Genomic DNA, 21,081 nt, shown 5'->3' on the forward strand with positions numbered 1-21,081 from the left:
CCTCGCCTACGGTGACCAAGTACCTGAGACGAGGAGTATCAGATGACCGTGCCCTATCCGCGCCTGCTCGCACCCCTGGACCTGGGCTTCACCACCCTGCCCAACCGGGTGCTCATGGGATCGATGCACACCGGTCTCGAGGAGCTGCCCGGAGGGTTCGAGCGGCTCGCGGAGTTCTACGCGGAGCGGGTGCGGGGCGGGGTGGGACTCATCGTCACGGGCGGCGTGGGGCCGAACCCCGAGGGCGCCACCCGGGCCGGGGGTGCTCTCCTGCGCACCCCCGAGGAGGTGGCCCGGCACCGCCTGGTGACCGGCGCCGTGCACGCCGAGGGCGGCAGGATCGCCCTGCAGATCCTGCACTCCGGCCGCTACGCCAAGGCCCCGGCCGCCGTGGCCCCGAGCTCCCTGCGTGCCCCCATCAGCCCCGTGGTGCCGCACGAGCTCACCGCGGAGGAGATCGAGCGGACCATCGAGGACTTCGCCCGCACCGCCGCGCTCGCCCGGGAGGCCGGCTACGACGGCGTGGAGATCATGGGCTCCGAGGGCTACCTCATCAACGAGTTCGTCGCCGCCGAGACCAACCACCGCACCGACGAGTGGGGAGGGTGCTACCCGAACCGGATGCGCCTGCCCGTGGAGATCGTCCGCCGCGTCCGCGAGCGCACCGGCCCGGACTTCGTCCTCATCTACCGGCTCTCCATGCTGGACCTGGTCCCCGGCGGCTCCACGCTCGAGGAGGTCGTGGCACTGGCCCGGGCGGTCGAGGCCGCCGGCGCCACCCTGCTCAACACCGGCATCGGCTGGCACGAGGCGCGCATCCCCACGATCGCCACGGTCGTCCCCCGCGGCGGCTTCTCCTGGGTGACGCGCCGGCTCAAGGGCGAGGTCGGGATCCCGCTGGTCGCCGTGAACCGGATCAACACCCCGGAGACCGCGGAGCGGATCCTGGCGGACGGGGACGCCGACATGGTGTCCCTGGCCCGGCCCCTGCTCGCGGACCCGGACTTCGTGGTCAAGGCCGCGCGCGGCCGGGCGGACACCATCAACACGTGCATCGCGTGCAACCAGGCGTGCCTGGACCACACCTTCGCGGGCCGCACGGCGTCCTGCCTGGTCAACCCGCGGGCCGGGCACGAGACCCTGCTGCGCCTCGGCCCCACCCGCCGGGCCGAGCGGATCGGCGTGGTCGGCGCGGGCCCCGCGGGGCTGGCCTTCGCCGTCGGCGCCGCGGAGGCCGGGCACGCCGTCACCCTCTTCGAGGCGGCGGACCGGATCGGCGGGCAGTTCCTGATGGCGCTGCGCATCCCCGGCAAGGAGGAGTACGCGGAGACGCTGCGCTACTACGGGGTGCGGCTCGCCGAACTGGGGGTGGAGGTGCGGCTCGGGACGGAGGCCGGGCCCGGGCACCTGCGCGGCTTCGACCGGCTCGTGCTCGCCACCGGCGTGGAACCGCGCGTGCCCGCGATCGAGGGGGTGGAGCACCCCTCGGTCGTGGGCTACCGGGACGTCCTGCAGCACGGGGCGCCCGTGGGACGCCGGGTCGCGGTCCTGGGCGCCGGGGGCATCGGCTTCGACGTCGCCGAGTTCCTCCTGCACTCCGCCGGCACGGACTTCTACCGCGCGTGGGGCGTCGACACGACGCTGTCCGCCCGGGGCGGGCTGGTCGAGCCCCGGCCCGGGCGCCCGGCGCGCGAGGTGACGCTGCTGCAGCGCTCCCCCGGCAAGCTCGGGGCCGGCCTGGGCCGCACGACCGGCTGGATCCACCGGACCTCGCTCCGGGCCGGCGGCGTCCGCACCCTGAGCGGGGTCGTGTACCGGCGGATCGACGACGACGGGCTGCACCTCACCGCGCCGGGACCCGACGGCACGGAGCCGGTCGAGCAGGTGCTGCCGGTCGACACCGTGGTGCTGTGCACGGGCCAGGAGCCGCTGCGGCGGCTGCACGACACGCTGCTGGGGACCGGCCACGACACCGGCGCCGTACCGGTGCACCTCATCGGCGGGGCGGACGTGGCGGCCGAGCTGGACGCCAAGCGGGCGATCCGGCAGGCCACGGAGCTCGTCGCCGCCCTGGGCTGACCGCTCCCGGCCCGGGCCCGGCCTGGCGGGGCAGGGCCGGGCCAGGAGCGGGCCGCGCCGTGCGGCGATGTGCGGGACCGGGCCCCGGGTGCCACGATGGGGTCACTCCCGCGGAAAGGATCCCCATGCAGCTCGACCTCCTGCTCGTCAACGCCACGGTCCTGACCATGGACCCGGACCGCCCGACGGCGTCGAGCCTCGGCGTGCACGGCGGGCGGATCGTGGTCCTCGACGACCCGGACGTGCCGGCGGCCGAGACCGTGGACCTCGGCGGGGCCACCGTGCTGCCGGGGTTCGTGGACGCGCACTGCCACACCGCGTGGTTCGGGCTCGGCCTGGCGGAGGTGGACCTCTCCGGCTGCACATCCCTGGACGAGCTGTACGCGGCCCTGGAGCGCGGCATGGCCGCGAAGCCGCGGGACGAGGAGTGGCTCATGGCCACCGGCTTCCTCCCCGCCACCGTGGGCGGGTCGCTGCCCGACATCGACGTCCTCGACCGCATCACGGGCCGCACGCCGCTGTTCGTCCGGCACACGTCCGGCCACGCGGCGGTGGTGAACTCCGAGGCGCTGCGGCGGGCGGAGATCTTCACCCCGGGGACCCCGGACCCGGTGGGCGGGCGGGTGGTGCGGGACGACACCGGCCGCGCCACGGGCCTGGTCGAGGAGACCGCCCAGGCCGTGGTGCAGGAGCTGTTCCGCCCCTACCCGGTGGACCGGATCGTGGCGGCGCTCGACCGCGCCACCGCCCGCTACGCCGCCGAGGGCATCACCACGTTCGCCGAGGCGGGGGTGGGCGCCGGGTGGATCGGGCACAACCCCTCCGAGCTGCAGGCCTACCAGCAGGCCCGGGACGCCGGCGTCCTGCACGCCCGGGCCCAGGTGATGCCCGTGCTGGACGTCCTGCACGGGATCAGCGGCCTCGGGGACGGCTCCGAGCGCGGGCTCGACCTCGGGCTGCGCACCGGCTTCGGCGACGACGAGCTCAGGCTCGGACCGGTCAAGGTGTTCGTGGACGGCTCGCTGCTCGGGGAGACCGCCGCCGTGACCGAGGCGTTCTGCGGAGGCCACTCGACGGGCTACTTCCAGGAGAACCCCGAGCAGATGGCCGAGGCGATCCACGCGGCGTACCGCGCGGGCTGGTCGGTGGCCGCCCACGCGATCGGGGACCGGGCCATCGACTTCGCGATCGATGTGATCACCCGCTGCCAGGACCAGCACGGGCGCCACCGGCTGCCCAACCGGATCGAGCACGCGAGCATCACCCGCCCGGACCAGCTGCCGCGGCTCGCGGCCGCGGGGATCGTGGTGACCCCGCAGATCGGCTTCCTGCGCCCCATGGCCGCCCAGTTCCGCCGGCTCCTGGGCCCCGAGCGCACGGACTGGACCTACCGGGGCCGCAGCTTCCTGGACGCCGGGGTGCGGCTGGCGGGCAGCTCCGACCGGCCGGTCGCCGACGGCGACGTGCTGCGCTCGGTCCAGGCCTGGACCGACCGCCTCGACGGTGACGGACGGCGCTTCGGGCCCGCCGGGGAACGGCTCGACGTGCTGCAGGCCCTCGCCGCCTACACGTCCGAGGCCGCGAAGGCGCTGGGGATGTTCGACCGGATCGGCTCGCTCGCCCCGGGCAAGCTCGCGGACCTGGTGGTGCTGGAGGAGAACCCCCTCGAGGTGCACCGGCGGGGCGGGTCGGTGGAGCACATCGGCGTGCGCGCGACCTACCGCGGCGGCCGGCTCACCCACCGCGCCGGCTGAACGGCGCCGGACGGAGCGGACAGCGCTCAGCCCTCCACGAGGATCCCGTCCTCGTCGGCCCACACCGTCCGGCCCGGGCGGAAGGTCACGCCCTCGATGACGACCGGCACGTCCTGCTCCCCGACGCCGTCCTTGGCGGACTTGCGCGGGTTGGAGCCCAGGGCCTTGACCCCGAGGGGCAGCCCGGCCAGGGCGACCCGGTCCCGCACGGGGCCGTTGATGATGACCCCGGCCCACCCGTTGCGCACCGCGGACTCGGCGATCATGTCCCCCATGAGCGCGGTGCCCATGGAGCCGTGGCCGTCCACGACGAGGACCGCGCCCTCCCCCGGGGAGTTGAGCACGGCCTTCACCAGGCCGTTGTCCTGGAAGCAGCGGACCGTGCGCACCGGCCCGGTGAACGCGGCCGTCCCGCCCAGGTCGAGGAACTGGCGCGGGCAGGACATCAGCTGCTCCCCGCGCTCGTCGTAGAGGTCGGCGGTGGTGAACGGGCGCGGATCGGTCATGAGCTGCTCCTGAGGCATCCGGTGGTGGTTCCGGCACCAGCCTAGCCAGCGGAACCGCCGCGCTCGGCCCCGGCGGGCGCCGCGGCCGGCCCCGGCGCCTCCTCCCGCGCGGCGGGCACGGTCGTGCCCAGCGGGATCTCCTCGATGAGCAGGGACAGCACGAGGCACGCCGCCGCGACCGGGAGACCCCACAGGAAGATCGGCGGCAGCGCCTGGGCGAAGGCCTGCGCGACGGCCTCCTGCACCGGGGCGGGCAGTCCCGCGAGCACCTGGGGGCTCAGGGCGTCGAGGTCGAGGGCGGGCACGGCGCGGCCCCCGAGCGCGTCGTCGAGCCGGGCGACGAAGACGGAGCCGAACACGGCGATCCCGAAGGACGCCCCGATCTGGCGGAAGAAGTTCGACGACGACGTCGCGGCCCCCAGCTCCGCGGGCGGCACCGCGTTCTGCACGATCAGGACGAGGTTCTGCATGAGGCAGCCGATGCCGAGACCGGTGACGGCCATCCCCGCGGCCGTCAGGGCGTACGGGGTGGACTCGTCGATCAGCGAGAGCAGCGCGAGCCCGGCGGCCATCACCGCGGAGCCCAGCACGGGCCAGTGCTTGTAGCGCCCCGTGCGTGCGATGCGGCGGCCGGTGCCGATCGTGCCGACGAGCATCCCGGCCGTCACGGGGATCATCATCAGGCCGGCGGTGGTGGCCGAGGCGCCGTCGACCATCTGCAGGTAGGTGGGCAGGTAGGTGATGGTCGCGAACATGATCACGCCCATGCCGACGGCCGCCGCGGTGGGCACCACGAAGTTGCGCACGCGGAACAGGTGCAGCGGGATGATCGGCTCCGCGGCGCGGCGCTCCACCAGCACGAACAGCACGCCGAGCACCAGGACCGCCCCGGCGAGGCCGAGGATCCGCGGGCTCGACCACGCGTACGCCGTGCCGGCCCACGTGGTGAGGAGCACGAACGCCACGCTGCCCAGCGCCAGCAGCGCCGTGCCCAGCACGTCGAGGCGCACCCGTCCCCGGGGGACGTGCGGCAGGTGCAGGAAGCGGGGGATGAACAGGAGCGTCACCAGGCCCAGCGGCAGGTTGATGTAGAACACCCACCGCCAGCTCACGAGGTCCGTGAGGAACCCGCCGACCAGCGGCCCGCTCACCGAGGCGAGACCGAAGGCCGCCCCGATCACGCCCATGTACCGGCCGCGCTCGCGGGCCGGCACGAGGTCCGCGATGATCGCCTGCGCCCCGATCAGGAGGCCGCCGCCGCCCAGGCCCTGCAGCGCGCGGAGGACGATGAGCTGCGTCATGTCCTGGGCGGCGCCCGAGAGCACGGAGCCGAGCAGGAAGACCACGACGGCCAGCAGGAAGATCCGCTTGCGCCCGTAGAGGTCGCCCAGCTTCCCGTAGACCGGCAGGCCCACGGTGGCGGCGAGCACGTACGCCGTGACCACCCAGGAGATCCGGTCGAGCCCGTCCAGGTCCCCGACGATCGAGGGCAGCGCCGTGGCCACGATCGTCTGGTCGAGGGCGGCCAGCAGGACCGCCATGAGCAGGCCCAGGAACGTCAGCCGCAGCCGGCGGCGCTCCGTGCGGCTGGGGTCCGCGACCACGGGGTCAGCGGTCGATCTTCAGCACGGAGCCGTCCTCGACGTTGACGAACACGTCCACGGAGTTGCCGTCCGGCTCGTCGATCTCGACCTCCCACACGGTCGTGCCGTCCTCCGTCTCGAGCTGCGCCTCGTCGACCGTGCCGTTGACCGTCTCCAGCGCCGTGGCCAGCCCCTCGTCGAGGGGCACCCGGACCTGGGCGAGCTTCTCGCCGTCGTCGCTGTCGAGGCCGCCCTCCTCCTCCTGGCTGATCACGTCCTCGCCGTCCTGCGAGACGTACACCTGGTGCTCGCGGTCGTCGGCGGCGACGGTGATCTCCCAGCTGGCCGGGCTGTCCTCCCGTCCGATCTCGAAGGCCTGGGCGTCACCGCCCACCGCGTCCTCGGCCGCGGCGACCGCGGAGGCCACGACGGCCGCCTCGCCGCCGGACCCGCCGGTGGCGTCGTCGCCGGGGCTCTCCGAGGGCGAGGCCGAGCCGGAGGCCGTGGCGGTGCCGTCGTCGTCGGGGCTCGCGCTGTCGTCGGGGCTCGCGCTGTCGTCCGGGGTGGCGGTGTCGTCCGGGCTCGCGCTGTCGTCGGGGGTGGCGGTGTCGGCCGGGGCGCCGGTCTCCGCCGGGGCGGTGGTGCCGTCCCCTCCGGCGCCGCCGTCACCCCCGTCGCCGCCGCAGCCCGTGAGGAGCAGGGCGGAGAGGGCGAGCGCCGCCAGGGACAGGTGCCTTCGGTCAGTGTGCTTCATACCCGGGATTCTTCTCCCCTGCGGACCCCCTGGCAAGGACGTGACCGGGGCGCTGACCCGCCCGGCGCGGACACCCCACCGGGCTCACAGGCGTCGCGTCTACTATCCTGGAGAACGCCTGACCCGGGACCGGGTGCATGCGCACCGTGATCGACGCCAGGAAGGAGGCGGCATGGGATTCCTCGAGAGCCTCGAGAAGAACATCGAGAAGGCCGTCCGCGCCACCTTCTCCACCGGCTCCCGGAAGCGGGTGGAGGCCGTCGAGATCGCCAGTGCCCTCCGGCGGGAGCTCGACCAGGAGGCGTTCACGATCTCCGCCGGCCGCACCATGGCCCCCAACGTCTTCGTCGTGGAGTTCTCGGACGAGGACTTCCCGCGCGCCCAGGACTGGGGCACGCCGCTCGCGGAGGAGCTGTGCGACGTCGTCATCAAGCACGCCCGCAGCCAGGCCTACACGCTCCAGGGGGCGGTGAAGGTGTCCTTCACCCGCAACCCGGAGGTGGAGGCCGGCGAGTTCCGCGTCCACTCCTCGGCCCAGCGCACCGCCGAGTCCCCCAACACCCCCGCCACCCCGAGCGGGCAGCGGATCGCCCGCGGCCACCGCCGGGAGGAGGACGAGGGGGAGCCGACGCGCTCCGTGCCCGCGCAGCACTGGATCCCGGTGCTCGACGTCGACGGCGCGCGCTACTCCATCAACGCGGACTCGATCGTGCTGGGCCGCTCCGCCGAGGCGGACATCACCGTGGAGGACACCGGCGTGTCCCGCAAGCACCTCGAGATCCGGCGGCAGGGCGAGCACTTCGTGGCCGTGGACCTCGGCTCCACCAACGGTTCCTACGTGGACGGGGAGCGGGTGATCGGCCGCACCGAGCTGGTCAACGGCTCCGTGATCACCATGGGTCGGACCAGGATCACGTTCCGCCTCCTGACCCCGAAGGGGAACCGCTGAATGTCCGAACTCACCGTCACCCTGCTCCGCTTCGGCTTCCTGGCGCTGCTCTGGATCTTCATCTTCAGCATCGTCGCCAGCCAGGGTCGTGACCTGGCGGTCGGCGGGAAGCTCCCGGCGGTGCTCACGAGGTCCCGCGCCGAGCGCCGGGGCGCCGTGGAGGACCCGGTGCCGCCCGCCGCGGGCCCCAGCACCGGGCAGCGCTCCCGCCCTCAGACCCTGGTCGTCCTCGACGGCCCGCTCCGCGGCCGCAGCTACCCGCTGGGCAACGCCCCGGTGCTGCTGGGCCGCTCCCCCGAGGCCACCGTGCCCCTCGGGGACGACTACGCCTCGGGGCGCCACGCCCGGCTGTTCCCGCAGGGCTCCCGCTGGTTCCTCGAGGACCTCGGTTCCACCAACGGCACCTTCGTCGGCCAGCAGCGCCTCTCCCGGGCCGTGCCGCTCGACCCCGGGACCCCGTTCCGGGTGGGCAAGACCGTCCTGGAACTGAGGTCCTGACGCATGGCGATCGCCTTCCGCTACGCGGCGCGCTCCGACGTGGGCCGGGTCCGCTCGAAGAACGACGACTCCGCCTACGCGGGCCGTCACCTCGCCGTGGTCGCCGACGGCATGGGCGGGCACGTGGGCGGGGACGTCGCCTCGGCCTCCGCGGTCATGGACCTCACGAGCCTCGACCGCCCGGACCACCACGGCGACGGCGCCACCGTGCTCACGGACGAGATCCAGAACGCCAACCAGAACCTCGCCAAGCTGGTCCTGGGCAACGCACGCCTGGGCGGCATGGGCACCACCGTCACGGCCCTGCTCGCGGACCAGGACGAGCTCGTCGTGGCCCACATCGGGGACTCCCGCGCGTACCGGCTGCGGGGCGACGAGTTCCGCCAGGTCACCAAGGACCACACCTTCGTCCAGCGGCTCATCGACGAGGGCCGGCTGCGCCCGGACGAGGCCGAGTCCCACCCGCACAAGAACGTCCTCATGCGCGTGCTCGGGGACGTCGACGCCTCCCCCGAGATCGACGTGGAGACCCTCCGCCCGGAGCGCGGCGAGCGCTGGCTGCTGTGCTCCGACGGGCTCAACGCCGTGGTCCGCCCGGAGACCATCCACTCGGTGCTGGGCTCCACCGACGACCTCAACCAGATTGTGGACACGCTCGTGGAGCTGACCCTGGACCGCGGGGCCCCCGACAACGTGACCGTGGTGGTCGTCCAGGTCTTCGAGACCGACGACACCGCCCCCGTGCCGCAGGCCGGCGAGGCCCGCGGCGCCGTCCCGGACCCGGAGTTCGCCCGCACCTCGGACGAGATCACCGGGGACGCCGGGACGCAGGGGACCGCCGAGGCCGAGTCCTCGGCGGCCGCGCTGCGCCGCGACCTCGCCGCGCGCCCGCACCTGCTGGTGGGCGCCGCCGCCAACGCCACCCAGACCGGGCGCATCCCCACCGTGAGCGACAGCGTCCTGGAGCGCCGCGCGACCCTCCTGCAGACCTCCGCCCCGGACACGCTGGCCGATCCGCGGGACGTCGAGTCGGCGCTGCACCGGGCCGACGCCACCGTCCCGTCCCCGCGCCGGCGCCGCCACCGGCGCGCCGTGGCCGTGCTCGCGCTGGCCACGGCAGGGCTGCTGCTCGTGGCCGGGGGCTGGCTGACGAGCGGCTGGATCAGCTCGCAGTACTACGTCGGCGAGCAGCAGGGCAACGTGGCGATCTACAACGGCGTCTCCCAGTCGTTGGGGCCCGTGAGCCTCAGCGACCTCGAGCGCGCCACGGATCTGCGGGTCGAGGACCTCCCGGGCTTCGCCCAGGAACGGGTCCGCAACGCCATCCCCGCCGGCAGCCTCGAGGAGGCGGAGCGGATCGTGGGCGAGCTGCGCGAGTCCGTGCCCGAGGAGACGCCCGGCCCGGAGCCGCGCCCGACGGGCACCGTCCAGCGGGCCACCGCCTCCCCCACCGCCTCGCCCACCCCCTCGCCCGCGGCCTCTCCCGGTGGTGACGGATGAGCGCCCCCGCCGCGACCTCCCCCCGGGAGGAGCAGGCCGAGCCCCGCCAGAAGCCGCGGCGGCTCACCGAGCTGCTCCTGCTCGTGCTCGCCGTGGGCATCGGCGTGGGCGCGAACGTCCTCGTGGACCCCGACCAGGTGGGCTCGGGGGACCCGCACCTCCTCGTCTCCGGGCTGGTCCTGGGCATCGGCGCGCTGGTCCTGCACGTGGTGCTGCGGCTGCGGGCCAAGTACGCGGACCCCTATGTCCTGCCGATCGTGGTGGCCCTCAACGGGCTGGGCATCGCCATGATCCACCGGATCGACCTCACCACGGACCAGACGGCCGCGGGCTCCCAGGTGGTGTGGACGGCCTTCGCCATGACCGCCGCTTGCCTGGTGCTCTGGTTCCTCAAGGACCACCGGGTGCTGCGGCGGATCACCTACATCTGCCTGGTGCTCAGCGGGCTGCTGCTGCTCCTGCCCCTCCTGCCCGGTCTCGGCCTGGAGCTCAACGGCGCCCGGATCTGGATCTCGGTGGGCGGTCGCACCTTCCAGCCCGGGGAGGTCGCCAAGATCACCCTGGCCGTCTTCTTCGCCGGCTACCTCTCGACCAACCGGGACCTCATCCTGCTGGCCGGCAAGAAGATCGGCCCCGTGCGCCTGCCGCGGTTCCGGGACATGGCGCCGATGTTCGCGGCGTGGATCATCGCGATCGGCGTGCTGGTGTTCCAGCGGGACCTCGGCTCCGCGATCCTGTTCTTCGGCCTCTTCCTGGCCATGATCTACCTCGCCACGAGCCGGCTCAGCTGGATCGTCATCGGGCTGCTGCTCGTGGCCGTCGGAGGGTTCTTCGCGAGCCAGACCTTCGGCCACGTGGCGGCACGCCTGGACTCCTGGCTCAACGCGTTCGACCCGGAGGTGTACAACCGGGCCCCGGGCGGCTCCGGGCAGATCGTCCAGGGCCTGTTCGGGCTCTCCTCCGGCGGGCTCTTCGGGCAGGGGCTCGGCCAGGGCCGGCCGGACCTCGTCTCCTACGCCAACTCGGACATGATCATGACCGCGTTCGGCGAGGAGCTGGGGCTCATCGGCCTGAGCGCCGTGCTCGTGCTGTTCTTCCTGTTCGTCACCCGGGGCTTCCGGGCCGCCCTGGGCACCCGTGACTCCTTCGGCAAGCTGCTGGCGGCGGGGCTGTCCGCGGTCATCGTGCTGCAGCTGTTCGTGGTGGTGGGCGGGGTCACCCGGCTCATCCCCCTGACCGGGCTGACCACCCCGTTCATGTCCGCGGGCGGCTCCTCGCTGCTGTCCAACTGGATCATCGCGGCGATCATCCTGGCGATCTCCCACACGGCCCGCCGGCCCGTGGTCACCGGTCCGGCCACCGAGGCCGACCTCGCCGAGATCGCCGCCCACGAGGCCGCGCTGCGCGAGGCGGCGCGGCGCGACGAGGAGGAGCGCGCCGAGCGCCCGGGACGCCGCCGGGACCGCCGCGCCGGGACGGATCCGGACGGGCCCGAGCAGGACGCGGGGCAGGCGGACGGGGTGGACCGCGCCGCCGGAGGGCGGGGCACCGGGGCCGACACGGCCCGCGGCCCGGCGGTGCCCGCCGACACCGCCGCCACCGAGCCGATCGCCGCCGCGGGCCTCGACGGGCACCGGGACGCCGAGGACGCGGACCACCACGGCGGCACCCCCACCGAGGCGATGTCCCGCCTCACCGACAAGGACCGCAGGGGCCCCGGCGGGTCCCGGAGCACCGAGAACGGAGGAGCATCGTGAACCGGGCGATCCGACACACCTGGGTGGCCGGCGTGGCGATCTTCACCGTGCTGCTCCTCGCGCTGACCTACGTGCAGTTCGTCGCGGCGCGCACCCTCGAGGCGCACCCGTGGAACAACCGCAGCCTCTACGACCAGTTCGGCGCGGACCGCGGGGCGATCCTCGTGGACGGGGACCCGAAGGCGTCCTCCGTGCCCTCGGAGGACGACTTCGAGTACCAGCGCGTCTACGCGGACCCGCTGACGTACGGGCACCTCACGGGCTACTTCTCCCTCGTCTACGGCGCCACCGGGCTCGAGGCGGCCCTCGGCGAGGAGCTCTCCGGCGCCTCCGACGAGCAGTTCTACGACCGCGTGGTCTCCATGTTCTCCGGGAACCAGCCCACGGGCGCGTCGGTCGAGCTCACCATCGACCCGGTGCTGCAGCAGACCGCGGCCGAGGTGCTCGAGGGCCGGAAGGGCTCGATCGTAGCCCTCGACCCGGAGACGGGCGCGATCCTCGCCATGGTCTCCACCCCGGGCTACGACCCCAACGAGCTGGCCTCGCACGACTCGGGCTCCGTGATCGCCGCCGCGGAACGGCTCAACGCGGACCCCGACGCGCCCCTCGTCAACCGGGCCGTCGCCGGTGACCTCTACGCCCCCGCCTCGACGTTCAAGATCATCGACACCGTGGCCGCCCTCGAGTCCGGGGACTACACCACGGAGACCCTGATCCCGAACCCCCAGGAGCTGCCCCTGCCCGCCACCGACGTGACCCTGCCCAACTACGTGGGCGGCGGCTGCACCGCCCGTGCGGAGGCGGACCTGGAGTTCGCGCTCGAGCAGTCCTGCAACACGCCGTTCGCCTCGATCGCCCTGGACCTCGGGGAGGACGCGATCCGGGAGACCGCCCGGAACTTCGGCTACGGGGAGCCCCTCTCGGTGCCGCTCAAGGTGACCCCGTCGGTGTTCCCCGAGGAGCTCAACGAGGCCCAGCTCGCGCTGTCCTCGATCGGCCAGTACGACGTGCGCACCACGCCCCTGCAGGTGGCCATGATGAGCGCCACGATCGCCAACAACGGCGTGCAGATGAAGCCCCAGCTCGTGCGCACCGTGCGCTCCGCCGACCTGTCCGTGATCGAGGAGCTCAACCCGGAGCAGCTGCGCCGTTCCACGAGCGCGGACGTCGCCGGGACCGTCTCGGACCTGATGGTGCAGGTCGTCGAGGACGGCATCGCCCGCGGCGCGGCCGTCCCGGGGGTCGAGGTGGCCGGGAAGACGGGCACCGCCGAGATCGGCTCGGACGAAGGCCTCAACGACTCCTGGTTCACGGGCTTCGCGCCGGCCGACGACCCCCAGGTGGCCCTCGCCGTCGTCTTCGAGGACGTGGACGTGGCGACGGGCGCCTCCCTGACCAGTCCCGGTGCCAAGCGACTCTTCGAGGCGGTGTTGAACAAGTGAGACCATCGTCGAGCACCGTCCTGGGCGGGCGCTACGCACTGACCGATCGGATCGCGATCGGCGGCATGGGTGAGGTGTGGAAGGCCAAGGACCGGGTCCTGGGCCGGATCGTGGCCGTGAAGATCCTCAAGGAGGAGTACAACGGGGACCCGAACTTCCTGCAGCGCTTCCGCGCCGAGGCCCGGCACACCGCGCTCCTGAACCACCCCGGGGTGGCCAACGTCTTCGACTACGGCGAGGAGGAGGGCTCCGCCTTCCTCGTGATGGAGCTGGTCCCGGGCGAGCCGCTGTCCAACATCATCGAGCGGCAGAAGACGCTCGCCCCGGACACCGTGCTCAACTACATCGGGCAGACCGCACGGGCGCTGGCGGCCGCGCACGCCCAGGGCCTGGTGCACCGCGACGTGAAGCCCGGCAACCTCATCATCACCCCGGACAACCGGGTGAAGGTCACGGACTTCGGCATCGCCCGCCTGGCGGACCAGGTGCCCCTCACGGCCACCGGGCAGGTCATGGGCACCGCCCAGTACCTCGCGCCCGAGCAGGCCACGGGTCAGACCGCCACGGGGTCCTCGGACATCTACTCGCTGGGCATCATCGGCTACGAGTGCCTGGCCGGGCGCCGCCCGTTCACCGGGGAGTCGCAGATCGCGATCGCCCTCGCGCAGGTCAACGACCCGCCGCCGCCGCTGAAGGACAGCGTGCCCGAGACCGTGCGTGCGCTGCTGATGTCGATGCTGGCGAAGGACCCCAAGGACCGCCCTGCCACGGCCGGCGCCCTGGCCACCGCCGTGGACGCCATCCGCCGCGGGGACGAGGACGCGGCGGTCGCGGCCGTCCCCGGGATGCGCCCCTTCCTCGACCTGCCCGACGACGACGCCACCCAGGCGTTCGAGCCCGTGCGCGACGAGCCGACGCAGGTGCTGGACCGGGACCGCACCGCGGCCGCCGCGGCGACCGGAGCCGCCGCCGCCGGCGGGCCACGGCCCATCACCGCCGAGCTGGACGTCGTCGACGGCCCGGAGGGCCCCGGGGAGGGCCCCGGCACCGGTCCGGCCCGTCCCGAGGAGCGCCGGGAGCGCCGCTCGGTGTGGGCCTGGCTGCTGCCGGTGCTCCTGGTGCTGCTCCTCGTGGCAGGGCTGCTGTGGTTCTTCCTGCTGCGCGAGCCGGCGCCCGTGAGCCAGGAGCCCTCCCCCACGGGCACCGTCTCGACCTCGACGGTGCCCGGCGAGCCGACGCCCCCGGCGGCGGAGCAGCCCGGCGCGGACACCGTGGAGGTCCTCGCCGCCCGCTACGAGGGCCGGCCGGTGGACGAGGTGGTGCAGGAACTCTCCGACCTGGGCTTCCCCGTGGAGCGCGAGGGCCGCACCGCCGCCGAGGAGCAGAACACCGTCCTGTCCCTGAACCCGGTGGGCCAGGTGGCGCGGAGCACCACCATCACGGTGGTCTACTCGACCGGCCCGGACACCGTGGAGCTGCCCTCCGGGATGGTCGGCCGCCCGGCCGACCCGCTGATCGACGAGATCCGGCTCCTGGGCGTGAACATCATCCGCTACGACGAGACCACCGAGGACGCCGAGCCAGGGACCGTGCTGCGCACCCAGCCCCTGGGCGGGTCCACCGTCCGCCCCGGCGACACCATCGAGATGTGGGTCGCCGCCGCGCCCGAGACCACCACCGCCCCCACCACCGGATCGCCCTCGCCCACCGCGACACCGACCGGGCCCGGCCAGGAGGGCTGAGCCGTGCCGGGCCGGAACCCCGTCCCCTCCCTCATCAACGACCGCTACGAGGTGGGCGAGACCATCGGCCGCGGCGGGATGGCCACCGTCCACCTGGGGCGGGACCTGCGGCTGGGCCGGCGGGTGGCCATCAAGGTGCTGCGCCCCGAACTGGCTCGGGACGGCACCTTCCACGAGCGGTTCAAGCGCGAGGCCCAGTCCGTGGCCGCCCTGAACCACCACTCCATCGTCTCGGTCTACGACACGGGCGAGATCCTCGCGACGACCGACGAGGGCGTGGACCGGCCGTTCATCGTGATGGAATACGTGCCCGGCCGGACCCTGCGGGAGCTGATCCACGAGAACGCCGTGACGCCCCAGGAGGCCGTGGACATCACCCTGGGCATCCTCGACGCCCTGGAGTACAGCCACCGGGCCGGCATCGTCCACCGGGACATCAAGCCCGCCAACGTGATTGTCACCCCCGAGCGGCAGATCAAGGTCATGGACTTCGGCATCGCCCGGGCCGTGGAGGACACCTCGCCGGCCCTGACGCAGGCCCAGGCCGTCCTCGGCACCGCGCAGTACCTGTCCCCGGAGCAGGCCCGGGGCGAGTCCGTGGACGCCCGCTCCGACCTCTACTCCGCCGCGTGCGTGCTCTTCGAGATGCTCACGGGCCGGGCGCCGTTCGTGGGCGGGTCCTCGGTGGACATCGCCGCCCAGCACGTCCGGGACCATCCCCCCGCGCCCTCGGAGCTGGACCCGCGGCTCGGCGGGCGCGTCGACGACTTCCTGGCGAAGGCCCTCGCCAAGGACCGCTCCGCCCGCTTCCAGGACGCCGGGCAGATGCGCCGGGCGCTGCGCGAGCTGCGCCCCGCGGTGCCGGGGGACCTGGACGCCACCCAGCCCCTGCACGCGGTGCGGCAGCGGGACGAGGACACCAAGACCCTCCCGCCCGTGCCCGTGCCCGTGCCCGCCGGGGCGGCCGCCCCGCCGACGGCGGCGGGCACGGCGGTCGCCGCGGCGCCGGTGCCGGCGGACGACCCCGGCAGCGGCTCGACCCCTGCGCGGGACCGCCGACGGCGACCGCTGCGCGCGGCGCTGATCGGCCTGCTCGCCCTCGCGGTCCTCGCCGTCCTCGGGGTCGTGGCCCTCCAGTGGGTCCAGGACCAGCGCGGCGGACCCGCGCTCGTCGCCGTCCCCTACGTGGCGGGGATGGACGCGGCGGTGGCCGAGACGGCGCTGCGCAACGCGGAGCTCGTGCCGCAGCGCGAGGAGGTCTTCGACGACGAGGTGCCCGAGGGCGACGCCGTGGGCACCGATCCCACGGCCGACACACAGGTCGAGGAGGGCTCCGCCGTGGTCCTCGCGGTCTCGCGGGGGCCCGCCGAGGTGGAGGTCCCCGACGACCTCGCGGGCCGGTCCGAGGAGGACGTGCGGGACGCCCTGGAGGCCGCCGGGCTCGAGGCCGGGGCGACCCGCACGGCGAACAGCCCGTGGGTGCCCCAGGGGATGCTGGTCGCCACCGACCCGGCCGGCGGGACCACCGTTCCGAGCGGCTCGGAGGTGCAGCTCGTGCTGTCCACGGGGCGGGTGACCGTGCCGCAGCTCGTGGGCCTGAGCCGGCAGGAGGCGGTCGCGGCCCTCGGCGCGGACGCGGTCCGCCTCTCGTCCGAGGTCGTCACCACCCCCCGGGCCGGAGTGCCCGCCGGGCAGGTCGTGGACCAGAGCGTCGACGCCGGACAGTCCGCGCCGCAGGGCTCGACGATCACGCTCACCGTGGCGGTCGCCCCGGAGCCCGAGCCCGCTCCGGAGCCGAGCCCCTCGCCCACCCCGTCGCCGTCCCCGGAGGCGACCGAGGACGAGGAGGAGGCCGAGGAGACCGCCGCACCGGAGGAGGAGGAGTCCGAGCCCGGCAGCACCCCGGACGACTCCGCCGAGACGTCCCCGGAGGACTCCCCCGAGACCGAGGCGCGCGACGACGACGAGCAGGACGGGATCCCCGAGCAGGCGGCCGACCGGGCCCGCGAAGCGCTCGAGCAGGGCGCGGACCGAGGGCCCCGGCGCGACTGACGTCCGGGCCGGCGGCCGAGGGTCAGACGGCGATCAGCGGGGACAGCGACATGGCGGCCCGCGCCGCGCCCTTGAGCCCTACGAGCTCGAGCCAGTTGCCGAGCATGAGGTAGCCGCCCTCGGTGAGGACGGACTCCGGGTGGAACTGCAGCCCGTGCAGCGGGGCGCTCTTGTGGCGCAGCCCCATGATCACCCCGTTCGGGGTGCGGGCGGTGACCTCGAGGACGTCGGGCACGGACTGGTCCACGACGGCGAGCGAGTGGTAGCGGGTCGCGGTGAACGGACTGGGCACGGCGCCGAAGACGCTCGTGCCGTTGTGCTCCACCCGGGAGGTCTTCCCGTGCATGAGCTCCTCGGCGTGGGTGACGGTTCCCCCGTACGCCTCCGCGAGGGCCTGGTGGCCGAGGCAGACGCCGAGCAGCGGCTGCCCCGTCCGCTCGGCGTGGCGGATCAGGGCGGTGCACACGCCGGCGTCGGCGGGAGCGCCCGGGCCGGGCGAGAGGAGGACGCCCTGGTGCTCGTCGGCGAGCGCGCACGCGGCGGTCTCGTCGAGGTCGTCGTTGCGGATGACCGTGGTCTTCGCACCGAGCTGCTCGAGGTAGCCGACGAGGGTGTAGACGAAGCTGTCGTAGTTGTCCACGACGAGGATCTTGACGGTCACAGGATCTCCTGGGAGTGGGGTGCCTCTCGGCGCGTGCGCCCGTCCAGCTTACGCGTCCGCAGGAGGGCGCGCACCGGGCGGCTAGACTGGTGCACCGGACCCCCCGCCGTGAAGACGGCCCGCTTGGTGATCAGGAGGATCAGTGCCCGAGTCCAAGAACCGCCGCAAGAAGCCGGCCCGCCGTCCGGGCGGCTCCGGACGGTCGACGCCGGCCGCCGCCCCGCCCGTCGACGCGGAGCTGGCGCGGCTGGCGGCGGAGGGGCTGCCCGGCGGCTCCACCGCGTTCGACCCGGAGGCCGCCGCGAACGCGGTGGCGCAGGAGCTCACCGAGCGCTCCCGGCACGGCTCCCCGGAGACCCACGCCCCGACGCCCACCTGGTACAAGGCCATCATGCTGGGCCTGCTGGTGGCCGGGCTGCTGTGGCTCATCGTCTACTACCTCTTCCAGGGCACCTATCCCGTGCCCGGGATCGGCACGTGGAACATCGGGGTGGGCCTGGCCCTGATGATGGTGGGGCTGATCATGACCACGAAGTGGCGGTGACCTCGGTGCCCCCTGCCGGCACCGGCCCCGAGGACCCGCACGAGGAGTCGCAGGAGCCCTCCCCCAAGCCGCTCGAGGACGAGATCGCCGAGTCCCGGCCGAAGGACGGGCGGCGGTTCAACGCCGCCACGTTCGAGGTGCGGCTGCGCCGGTGGGCGCTGCTGCTGCTGGTCGCGGGTCCCGCGATCTGGTTCCTGGTGCAGCAGCTCCGCTAGCCGCACCGGCCCGCGGCACCGGTCACGGCGCGCACGGGAGCGGCCCGCACCCCTGCAGGGGTGCGGGCCGCTCCCGTGCGCGCCCGTCGGGGATCAGGCCTGGGCCGAGGCGGCCTCCTGGCCCTCGACGGTCTCCTCGGGGTCGTTCTGCGGCGCGGTGAACGCCACGTCGAGGCTGATGACGACCTTGTCGGAGACGAGGACCCCGCCGGCCTCCATCGCGGCGTTCCAGGTGATGCCGAAGTCCTTGCGGGAGATGGTGGTCTCGGCGGAGAAGCCGGCGCGGGTCACGCCGAAGGCGTCGACGACCACGCCGCTGAAGTCGGTGGCGAGCTCGACGGTGCGGGTCACGTCCTTGATGGTCAGCTCACCGGTGATCGTGCCCTCCTCGCCGTCGAAGGCCACGGCGGTCGAGGTGAAGGTCATCGTGGGGTGCTCCTCGACCGCGAAGAAGTCGGCGCTGCGCACGTGGGCGTCGCGGTCGGCGTTCTTGGTGTCGATGCTCGCCATCTGGACCGTGGCGTTCAGGGTCGAGCTCTCGACCGGGTCGGTGACCTCGAGCTGCGCGTCGACCTCGCCGAAGGTGCCGCGCACCTTGGAGATGCCGGCGTGGCGGACGGTGAAGCCGACCTCGGAGTGGGCGGGGTCGAAGGTCCAGGAACCGGGGACGAGACCGTTGAGCTGGGACATGGTGTTCTCCTTGGGGATCGGTGGCGAGCAGGTTGTTGCTTCGTCAACTACTCTAGGAGCACCTTGGTGATGTGTCAACAACAAAGTCCGAAGTTCTTCCGGGACTTCGGGGCCCGTCTCCGGGTGCTCAGGCCTCGGGGTCCAGGGCGGAGCGGTCGTTGAGCTCGTGGAACCGGCGGCGGTGGTAGACGAGGGGGACGCCCGTGCCCTCGTGGCCGAGGACGTCGACCACGGCGGCGTTGAACACGAGGGCGGGCCCGGCCTTGATCCGGGCCAGCGGGACCGCGCGCAGGACCCGGGCGACGTTGAGCAGCCGGGGCTCCCCCGTCTCCAGGTACTCCCAGGGCATGTCCGCCCCGAAGCGCGGCGCCCCGGAGACGGCGAAGGACCGGGCGAGGTCGAGGTTCTCGGCGTCCAGCAGGTGCACCAGGAAGGAGTCGGCCTCGGCCAGCAGCGCGGCCGAGCCCTGACGGGCCTGCAGGGAGAAGCCGAGGATCGGCGGCACGGCCGACACGGAGGACACCGAGGACGCCGTCAGGCCCACCGGCCCCTCGGGGCCCCGCGCGGTGATGATCGCGACCCCCGCGGGGTGGTGGGCGAAGGCCGCCTTGAACGCCTCGCCCACGTGCTCCAGGTCCTGGAGGTGGTCTGCCGGGACCTCGAGGTCGGCGACCGACGCGGCCGCGCGCTCGGCCGGGGGGCCGGGCCGCGGGACCGCGCTCAGCCGCGGCTCCTCCGCCGTCCGCTCGGGCGTCCGCGCAGGGCTCTGCTCCGGTGCGCCGCCGGCCGGCGCGTCGTCGCCGTGCCCCCGACGAGGCCGGCGTTCGTGGTGCTGGGCCGCCATGAGTGTCCTTCCGTGGAGAGCCGTGGGAACGGTGCCGCCGGGCGGCCCCACCGGTCCACGCTACGTCCGGAACCGGAGCGGAAGTCAATCGATTCCGCCGCTGACGGGGCGGGAGAAACCCGACGTCACAGTCTTGCACGGGGGCCGTCGTCGTGTCCGGCGCCCCCGGGTCACCGGGTCAGGCCCCGGTAGCCGCGGGCGTAGTGCACCAGCGGGTCGTCGGCCTGGGCCTCCGCGACCCCGCGGCCCATCGCGGTCACCTCGCCGACGACGACCCGGTGCGTCGCGGCGGTGTGCACGGCCACGGTGGAGAGCTCGAACCACGCGAGCGCCCCGTCCAGGACGGGCGCCCCCGAGCGCGGCGCGCGCCGGAAGGGCACGCCGTCCAGCAGGCCCTCGACCGGATTGCCGGGGCTCGCGAGCCAGTTGGCGATGCCCTCCTGGTCCCGACGCAGCACGGAGAGCGTCCACGCGCCGGAGGACTCCACCGCGTCGCAGATCCGCCCCTCCTCGAAGAGGCTCACGAGCATGGTGGGCGGGTCGTAGGAGACATCGAGGAACCCGGTCACGGTCGCGGCGACGTCCCGCCGGCGGTGCCGGGCGGCCACGACCGCCACGCCGGAGGCGATGTCCGCGGCGAGCAGACGGTAGGCGCCGACGTCCTCGGCGTCCGGCGCCGCCGGGTCGATCAGGTGGGCCGGTGCGGGATCGGAAAGCTCCATCCCGCCAGTCTGGCACGGGGACTCAGCGCTCCGGCCGGGAACGTCCCGTCATCCGGAGGGTCAGGTTCAGCCGCCCGCCCTTCATGCCCAGCGCGGCCGCCCCCGTGCCGGGGCGGATGCGCGGCACCCCGTGGAACGCGTAGCGGGAGGGTCCGCCGAAGACGAAGAGGTCGCCGCTGCGCAGCTCCACGTCCCGGTACGGCGCCGAGCGGGTCTGCGTGTTCCCGAAGCGGAAGACGCAGGTGTCCCCGAGCGAGAGGGAGACGATCGGCGCGGCGGAGGCCTCGTCCCTGTCCTGGTGCATGCCCATCCGGGCGTCGGCGTCGTAGAAGTTCACCAGGGCGGTGTCCGGCCGGTAGTCCTGCGCGTCCGGGCTGCCGAGGCCGTAGGCCTCCTGGGCGGCCCGGCGGCCCAGCTCGGTCAGCCACGGGGGCATGTCCGGTGCCCGCTTGCGCTCCCCGGTGCGCAGATAGCGGTAGGGCGCCCAGTCCCAGCCCAGTGTCGTGGAGCGCACCGACATCCGGCCGCCGCCCGGGAGCACCATGTGCCGCATGGGCACCGGGCCCACGGCCCACTCCCGGCAGCGGAGCACCAGGTCCCGCTGCTCCTCGGGCCCGAGCCACCCCGGCACGTGGACGGCGCCGGGGGCGATCTCCGCGCGCTCCCGGGGCAGCTCGAACAGCTCGGGCGCCGAGAACGGGGTCGAGGGGTCGATCATGCTGCCGAGCGTAGCCGCGACCGCCGACACCGCGCACCGGCACCGCGGGCGGCGGCACCGCGGGCGGCGGC

The 21,081-nt window shown here is 74.0% G+C and carries 18 protein-coding genes and 1 pseudogene; 11 read left to right on the forward strand and 8 right to left on the reverse strand.

Going from position 1 to position 21,081, the window contains the following annotated elements:
• Positions 1–42: 42 nt before the first annotated feature.
• Together H488_RS30925 and H488_RS30930 are read left to right on the forward strand one after the other, a co-directional pair.
• Positions 43–2,079: an NADPH-dependent 2,4-dienoyl-CoA reductase gene (locus H488_RS30925; RefSeq protein WP_017834084.1), complete on the forward strand. Its 2,037-nt coding sequence runs from the start codon at positions 43–45 to the stop codon at positions 2,077–2,079.
• A 125-nt stretch (positions 2,080–2,204) separates the two neighbouring features.
• Positions 2,205–3,833, forward strand: coding sequence for an amidohydrolase (locus H488_RS30930; protein ID WP_017834085.1), 1,629 nt, complete (start codon positions 2,205–2,207; stop codon positions 3,831–3,833).
• Positions 3,834–3,859: 26 nt separating this feature from the next.
• On the opposite strand, the gene rraA is transcribed toward H488_RS30930, so the two are convergent.
• The 3 genes from rraA to H488_RS30945 are packed head-to-tail and all read right to left on the reverse strand — an operon-like array spanning position 3,860 to position 6,676.
• A complete protein-coding gene (gene rraA / locus H488_RS30935) occupies positions 3,860–4,339 on the reverse strand; it encodes a ribonuclease E activity regulator RraA (RefSeq protein ID WP_017834086.1) in 480 nt (159 codons plus the stop codon).
• Between the two features lie 41 nt (positions 4,340–4,380).
• Positions 4,381–5,943 carry an MDR family MFS transporter gene (locus H488_RS30940; protein WP_017834087.1) on the reverse strand — a complete coding sequence of 521 codons (1,563 nt, stop codon included), beginning with the start codon at positions 5,941–5,943 and terminating at the stop codon, positions 4,381–4,383.
• 4 nt (positions 5,944–5,947) lie between these two features.
• On the reverse strand, positions 5,948–6,676 hold the full coding sequence (locus tag H488_RS30945; protein ID WP_017834088.1) for a PepSY domain-containing protein: 729 nt from the start codon (positions 6,674–6,676) through the stop codon (positions 5,948–5,950).
• A gap of 172 nt (positions 6,677–6,848) precedes the next feature.
• Between H488_RS30945 and H488_RS30950 the strand changes: the two genes are divergently transcribed.
• The 7 genes and pseudogenes from H488_RS30950 (at position 6,849) to pknB (ending at position 16,616) form a co-directional block, all read left to right on the forward strand.
• On the forward strand, positions 6,849–7,625 hold the full coding sequence (locus tag H488_RS30950; RefSeq protein ID WP_017834089.1) for an FhaA domain-containing protein: 777 nt from the start codon (positions 6,849–6,851) through the stop codon (positions 7,623–7,625).
• Positions 7,626–8,123: an FHA domain-containing protein FhaB/FipA gene (locus H488_RS30955; protein WP_017834090.1), complete on the forward strand. Its 498-nt coding sequence runs from the start codon at positions 7,626–7,628 to the stop codon at positions 8,121–8,123.
• A 3-nt stretch (positions 8,124–8,126) separates the two neighbouring features.
• Entirely contained in the window at positions 8,127–9,623 is a 1,497-nt protein-coding gene (locus H488_RS30960) for a PP2C family protein-serine/threonine phosphatase (RefSeq protein ID WP_017834091.1), read from the forward strand.
• Positions 9,620–10,978: pseudogene (locus H488_RS30965) on the forward strand (FtsW/RodA/SpoVE family cell cycle protein); the annotation flags it as partial. The gene H488_RS30960 and the pseudogene H488_RS30965, both read left to right, overlap by 4 nt.
• A gap of 398 nt (positions 10,979–11,376) precedes the next feature.
• On the forward strand, positions 11,377–12,822 hold the full coding sequence (locus H488_RS30970; protein WP_017834093.1) for a peptidoglycan D,D-transpeptidase FtsI family protein: 1,446 nt from the start codon (positions 11,377–11,379) through the stop codon (positions 12,820–12,822).
• Positions 12,819–14,564 (forward strand): protein kinase domain-containing protein, encoded by a 1,746-nt coding sequence (locus H488_RS30975; protein WP_017834094.1) that lies wholly within the window; start codon positions 12,819–12,821, stop codon positions 14,562–14,564. Before H488_RS30970 ends, H488_RS30975 begins: the two co-directional genes overlap by 4 nt.
• A 3-nt stretch (positions 14,565–14,567) precedes the next feature.
• Positions 14,568–16,616, forward strand: a complete 2,049-nt coding sequence (gene pknB / locus H488_RS30980; RefSeq protein ID WP_017834095.1) for a Stk1 family PASTA domain-containing Ser/Thr kinase — start codon at positions 14,568–14,570, stop codon at positions 16,614–16,616.
• 22 nt (positions 16,617–16,638) lie between these two features.
• On the opposite strand, the gene H488_RS30985 is transcribed toward pknB, so the two are convergent.
• The gene (locus H488_RS30985) at positions 16,639–17,277 is read right to left on the reverse strand and encodes an anthranilate synthase component II (protein ID WP_017834096.1); all 639 of its coding nucleotides are present in this window, start codon (positions 17,275–17,277) and stop codon (positions 16,639–16,641) included.
• Positions 17,278–17,419: 142 nt separating this feature from the next.
• Here H488_RS30985 and H488_RS38010 point away from each other — a divergent pair, with 142 nt between their 5' ends.
• Together H488_RS38010 and H488_RS30990 are read left to right on the forward strand one after the other, a co-directional pair.
• Positions 17,420–17,821: a cell division protein CrgA gene (locus H488_RS38010; protein ID WP_017834097.1), complete on the forward strand. Its 402-nt coding sequence runs from the start codon at positions 17,420–17,422 to the stop codon at positions 17,819–17,821.
• Positions 17,818–18,036, forward strand: coding sequence for a hypothetical protein (locus H488_RS30990; RefSeq protein ID WP_150110364.1), 219 nt, complete (start codon positions 17,818–17,820; stop codon positions 18,034–18,036). The genes H488_RS38010 and H488_RS30990 overlap by 4 nt, the downstream gene beginning before the upstream one ends.
• Positions 18,037–18,129: 93 nt before the next feature.
• Here H488_RS30990 and H488_RS30995 read toward each other — a convergent pair whose 3' ends face one another.
• The 4 genes from H488_RS30995 to H488_RS31005 all read right to left on the reverse strand — a co-directional run bounded on the left by H488_RS30995 (position 18,130) and on the right by H488_RS31005 (position 21,010).
• A complete protein-coding gene (locus H488_RS30995) occupies positions 18,130–18,726 on the reverse strand; it encodes a YceI family protein (protein ID WP_017834099.1) in 597 nt (198 codons plus the stop codon).
• Positions 18,727–18,853: 127 nt separating this feature from the next.
• A complete protein-coding gene (locus tag H488_RS0118660) occupies positions 18,854–19,570 on the reverse strand; it encodes a flavin reductase family protein (protein ID WP_017834100.1) in 717 nt (238 codons plus the stop codon).
• 170 nt (positions 19,571–19,740) lie between these two features.
• Positions 19,741–20,292: a flavin reductase family protein gene (locus H488_RS31000; RefSeq protein ID WP_017834101.1), complete on the reverse strand. Its 552-nt coding sequence runs from the start codon at positions 20,290–20,292 to the stop codon at positions 19,741–19,743.
• A gap of 22 nt (positions 20,293–20,314) precedes the next feature.
• Positions 20,315–21,010 (reverse strand): alpha-ketoglutarate-dependent dioxygenase AlkB family protein, encoded by a 696-nt coding sequence (locus H488_RS31005; RefSeq protein ID WP_017834102.1) that lies wholly within the window; start codon positions 21,008–21,010, stop codon positions 20,315–20,317.
• Between the last annotated feature and the right edge of the window lie 71 nt (positions 21,011–21,081).

The sequence above is a fragment of the Kocuria sp. UCD-OTCP genome (assembly GCF_000349605.1).
GTDB classification, from domain to species: domain Bacteria; phylum Actinomycetota; class Actinomycetes; order Actinomycetales; family Micrococcaceae; genus Kocuria; species Kocuria rosea.

Excerpts from the sequence above, each read along its gene's own strand:
- H488_RS30925 (WP_017834084.1), top strand. The coding sequence starts at position 43 with ATGACCGTGCCCTATCCGCGCCTGCTCGCACCCCTGGACCTGGGCTTC.
- H488_RS30930 (WP_017834085.1), top strand. The coding sequence starts at position 2,205 with ATGCAGCTCGACCTCCTGCTCGTCAACGCCACGGTCCTGACCATGGAC.
- rraA (WP_017834086.1), bottom strand. The coding sequence starts at position 4,339 with ATGACCGATCCGCGCCCGTTCACCACCGCCGACCTCTACGACGAGCGC.
- H488_RS30945 (WP_017834088.1), bottom strand. The coding sequence starts at position 6,676 with ATGAAGCACACTGACCGAAGGCACCTGTCCCTGGCGGCGCTCGCCCTC.
- H488_RS30950 (WP_017834089.1), top strand. The coding sequence starts at position 6,849 with ATGGGATTCCTCGAGAGCCTCGAGAAGAACATCGAGAAGGCCGTCCGC.
- H488_RS30955 (WP_017834090.1), top strand. The coding sequence starts at position 7,626 with ATGTCCGAACTCACCGTCACCCTGCTCCGCTTCGGCTTCCTGGCGCTG.
- H488_RS30960 (WP_017834091.1), top strand. The coding sequence starts at position 8,127 with ATGGCGATCGCCTTCCGCTACGCGGCGCGCTCCGACGTGGGCCGGGTC.
- H488_RS30995 (WP_017834099.1), bottom strand. The coding sequence starts at position 18,726 with ATGTCCCAGCTCAACGGTCTCGTCCCCGGTTCCTGGACCTTCGACCCC.
- H488_RS0118660 (WP_017834100.1), bottom strand. The coding sequence starts at position 19,570 with ATGGCGGCCCAGCACCACGAACGCCGGCCTCGTCGGGGGCACGGCGAC.
- H488_RS31000 (WP_017834101.1), bottom strand. The coding sequence starts at position 20,292 with ATGGAGCTTTCCGATCCCGCACCGGCCCACCTGATCGACCCGGCGGCG.
- H488_RS31005 (WP_017834102.1), bottom strand. The coding sequence starts at position 21,010 with ATGATCGACCCCTCGACCCCGTTCTCGGCGCCCGAGCTGTTCGAGCTG.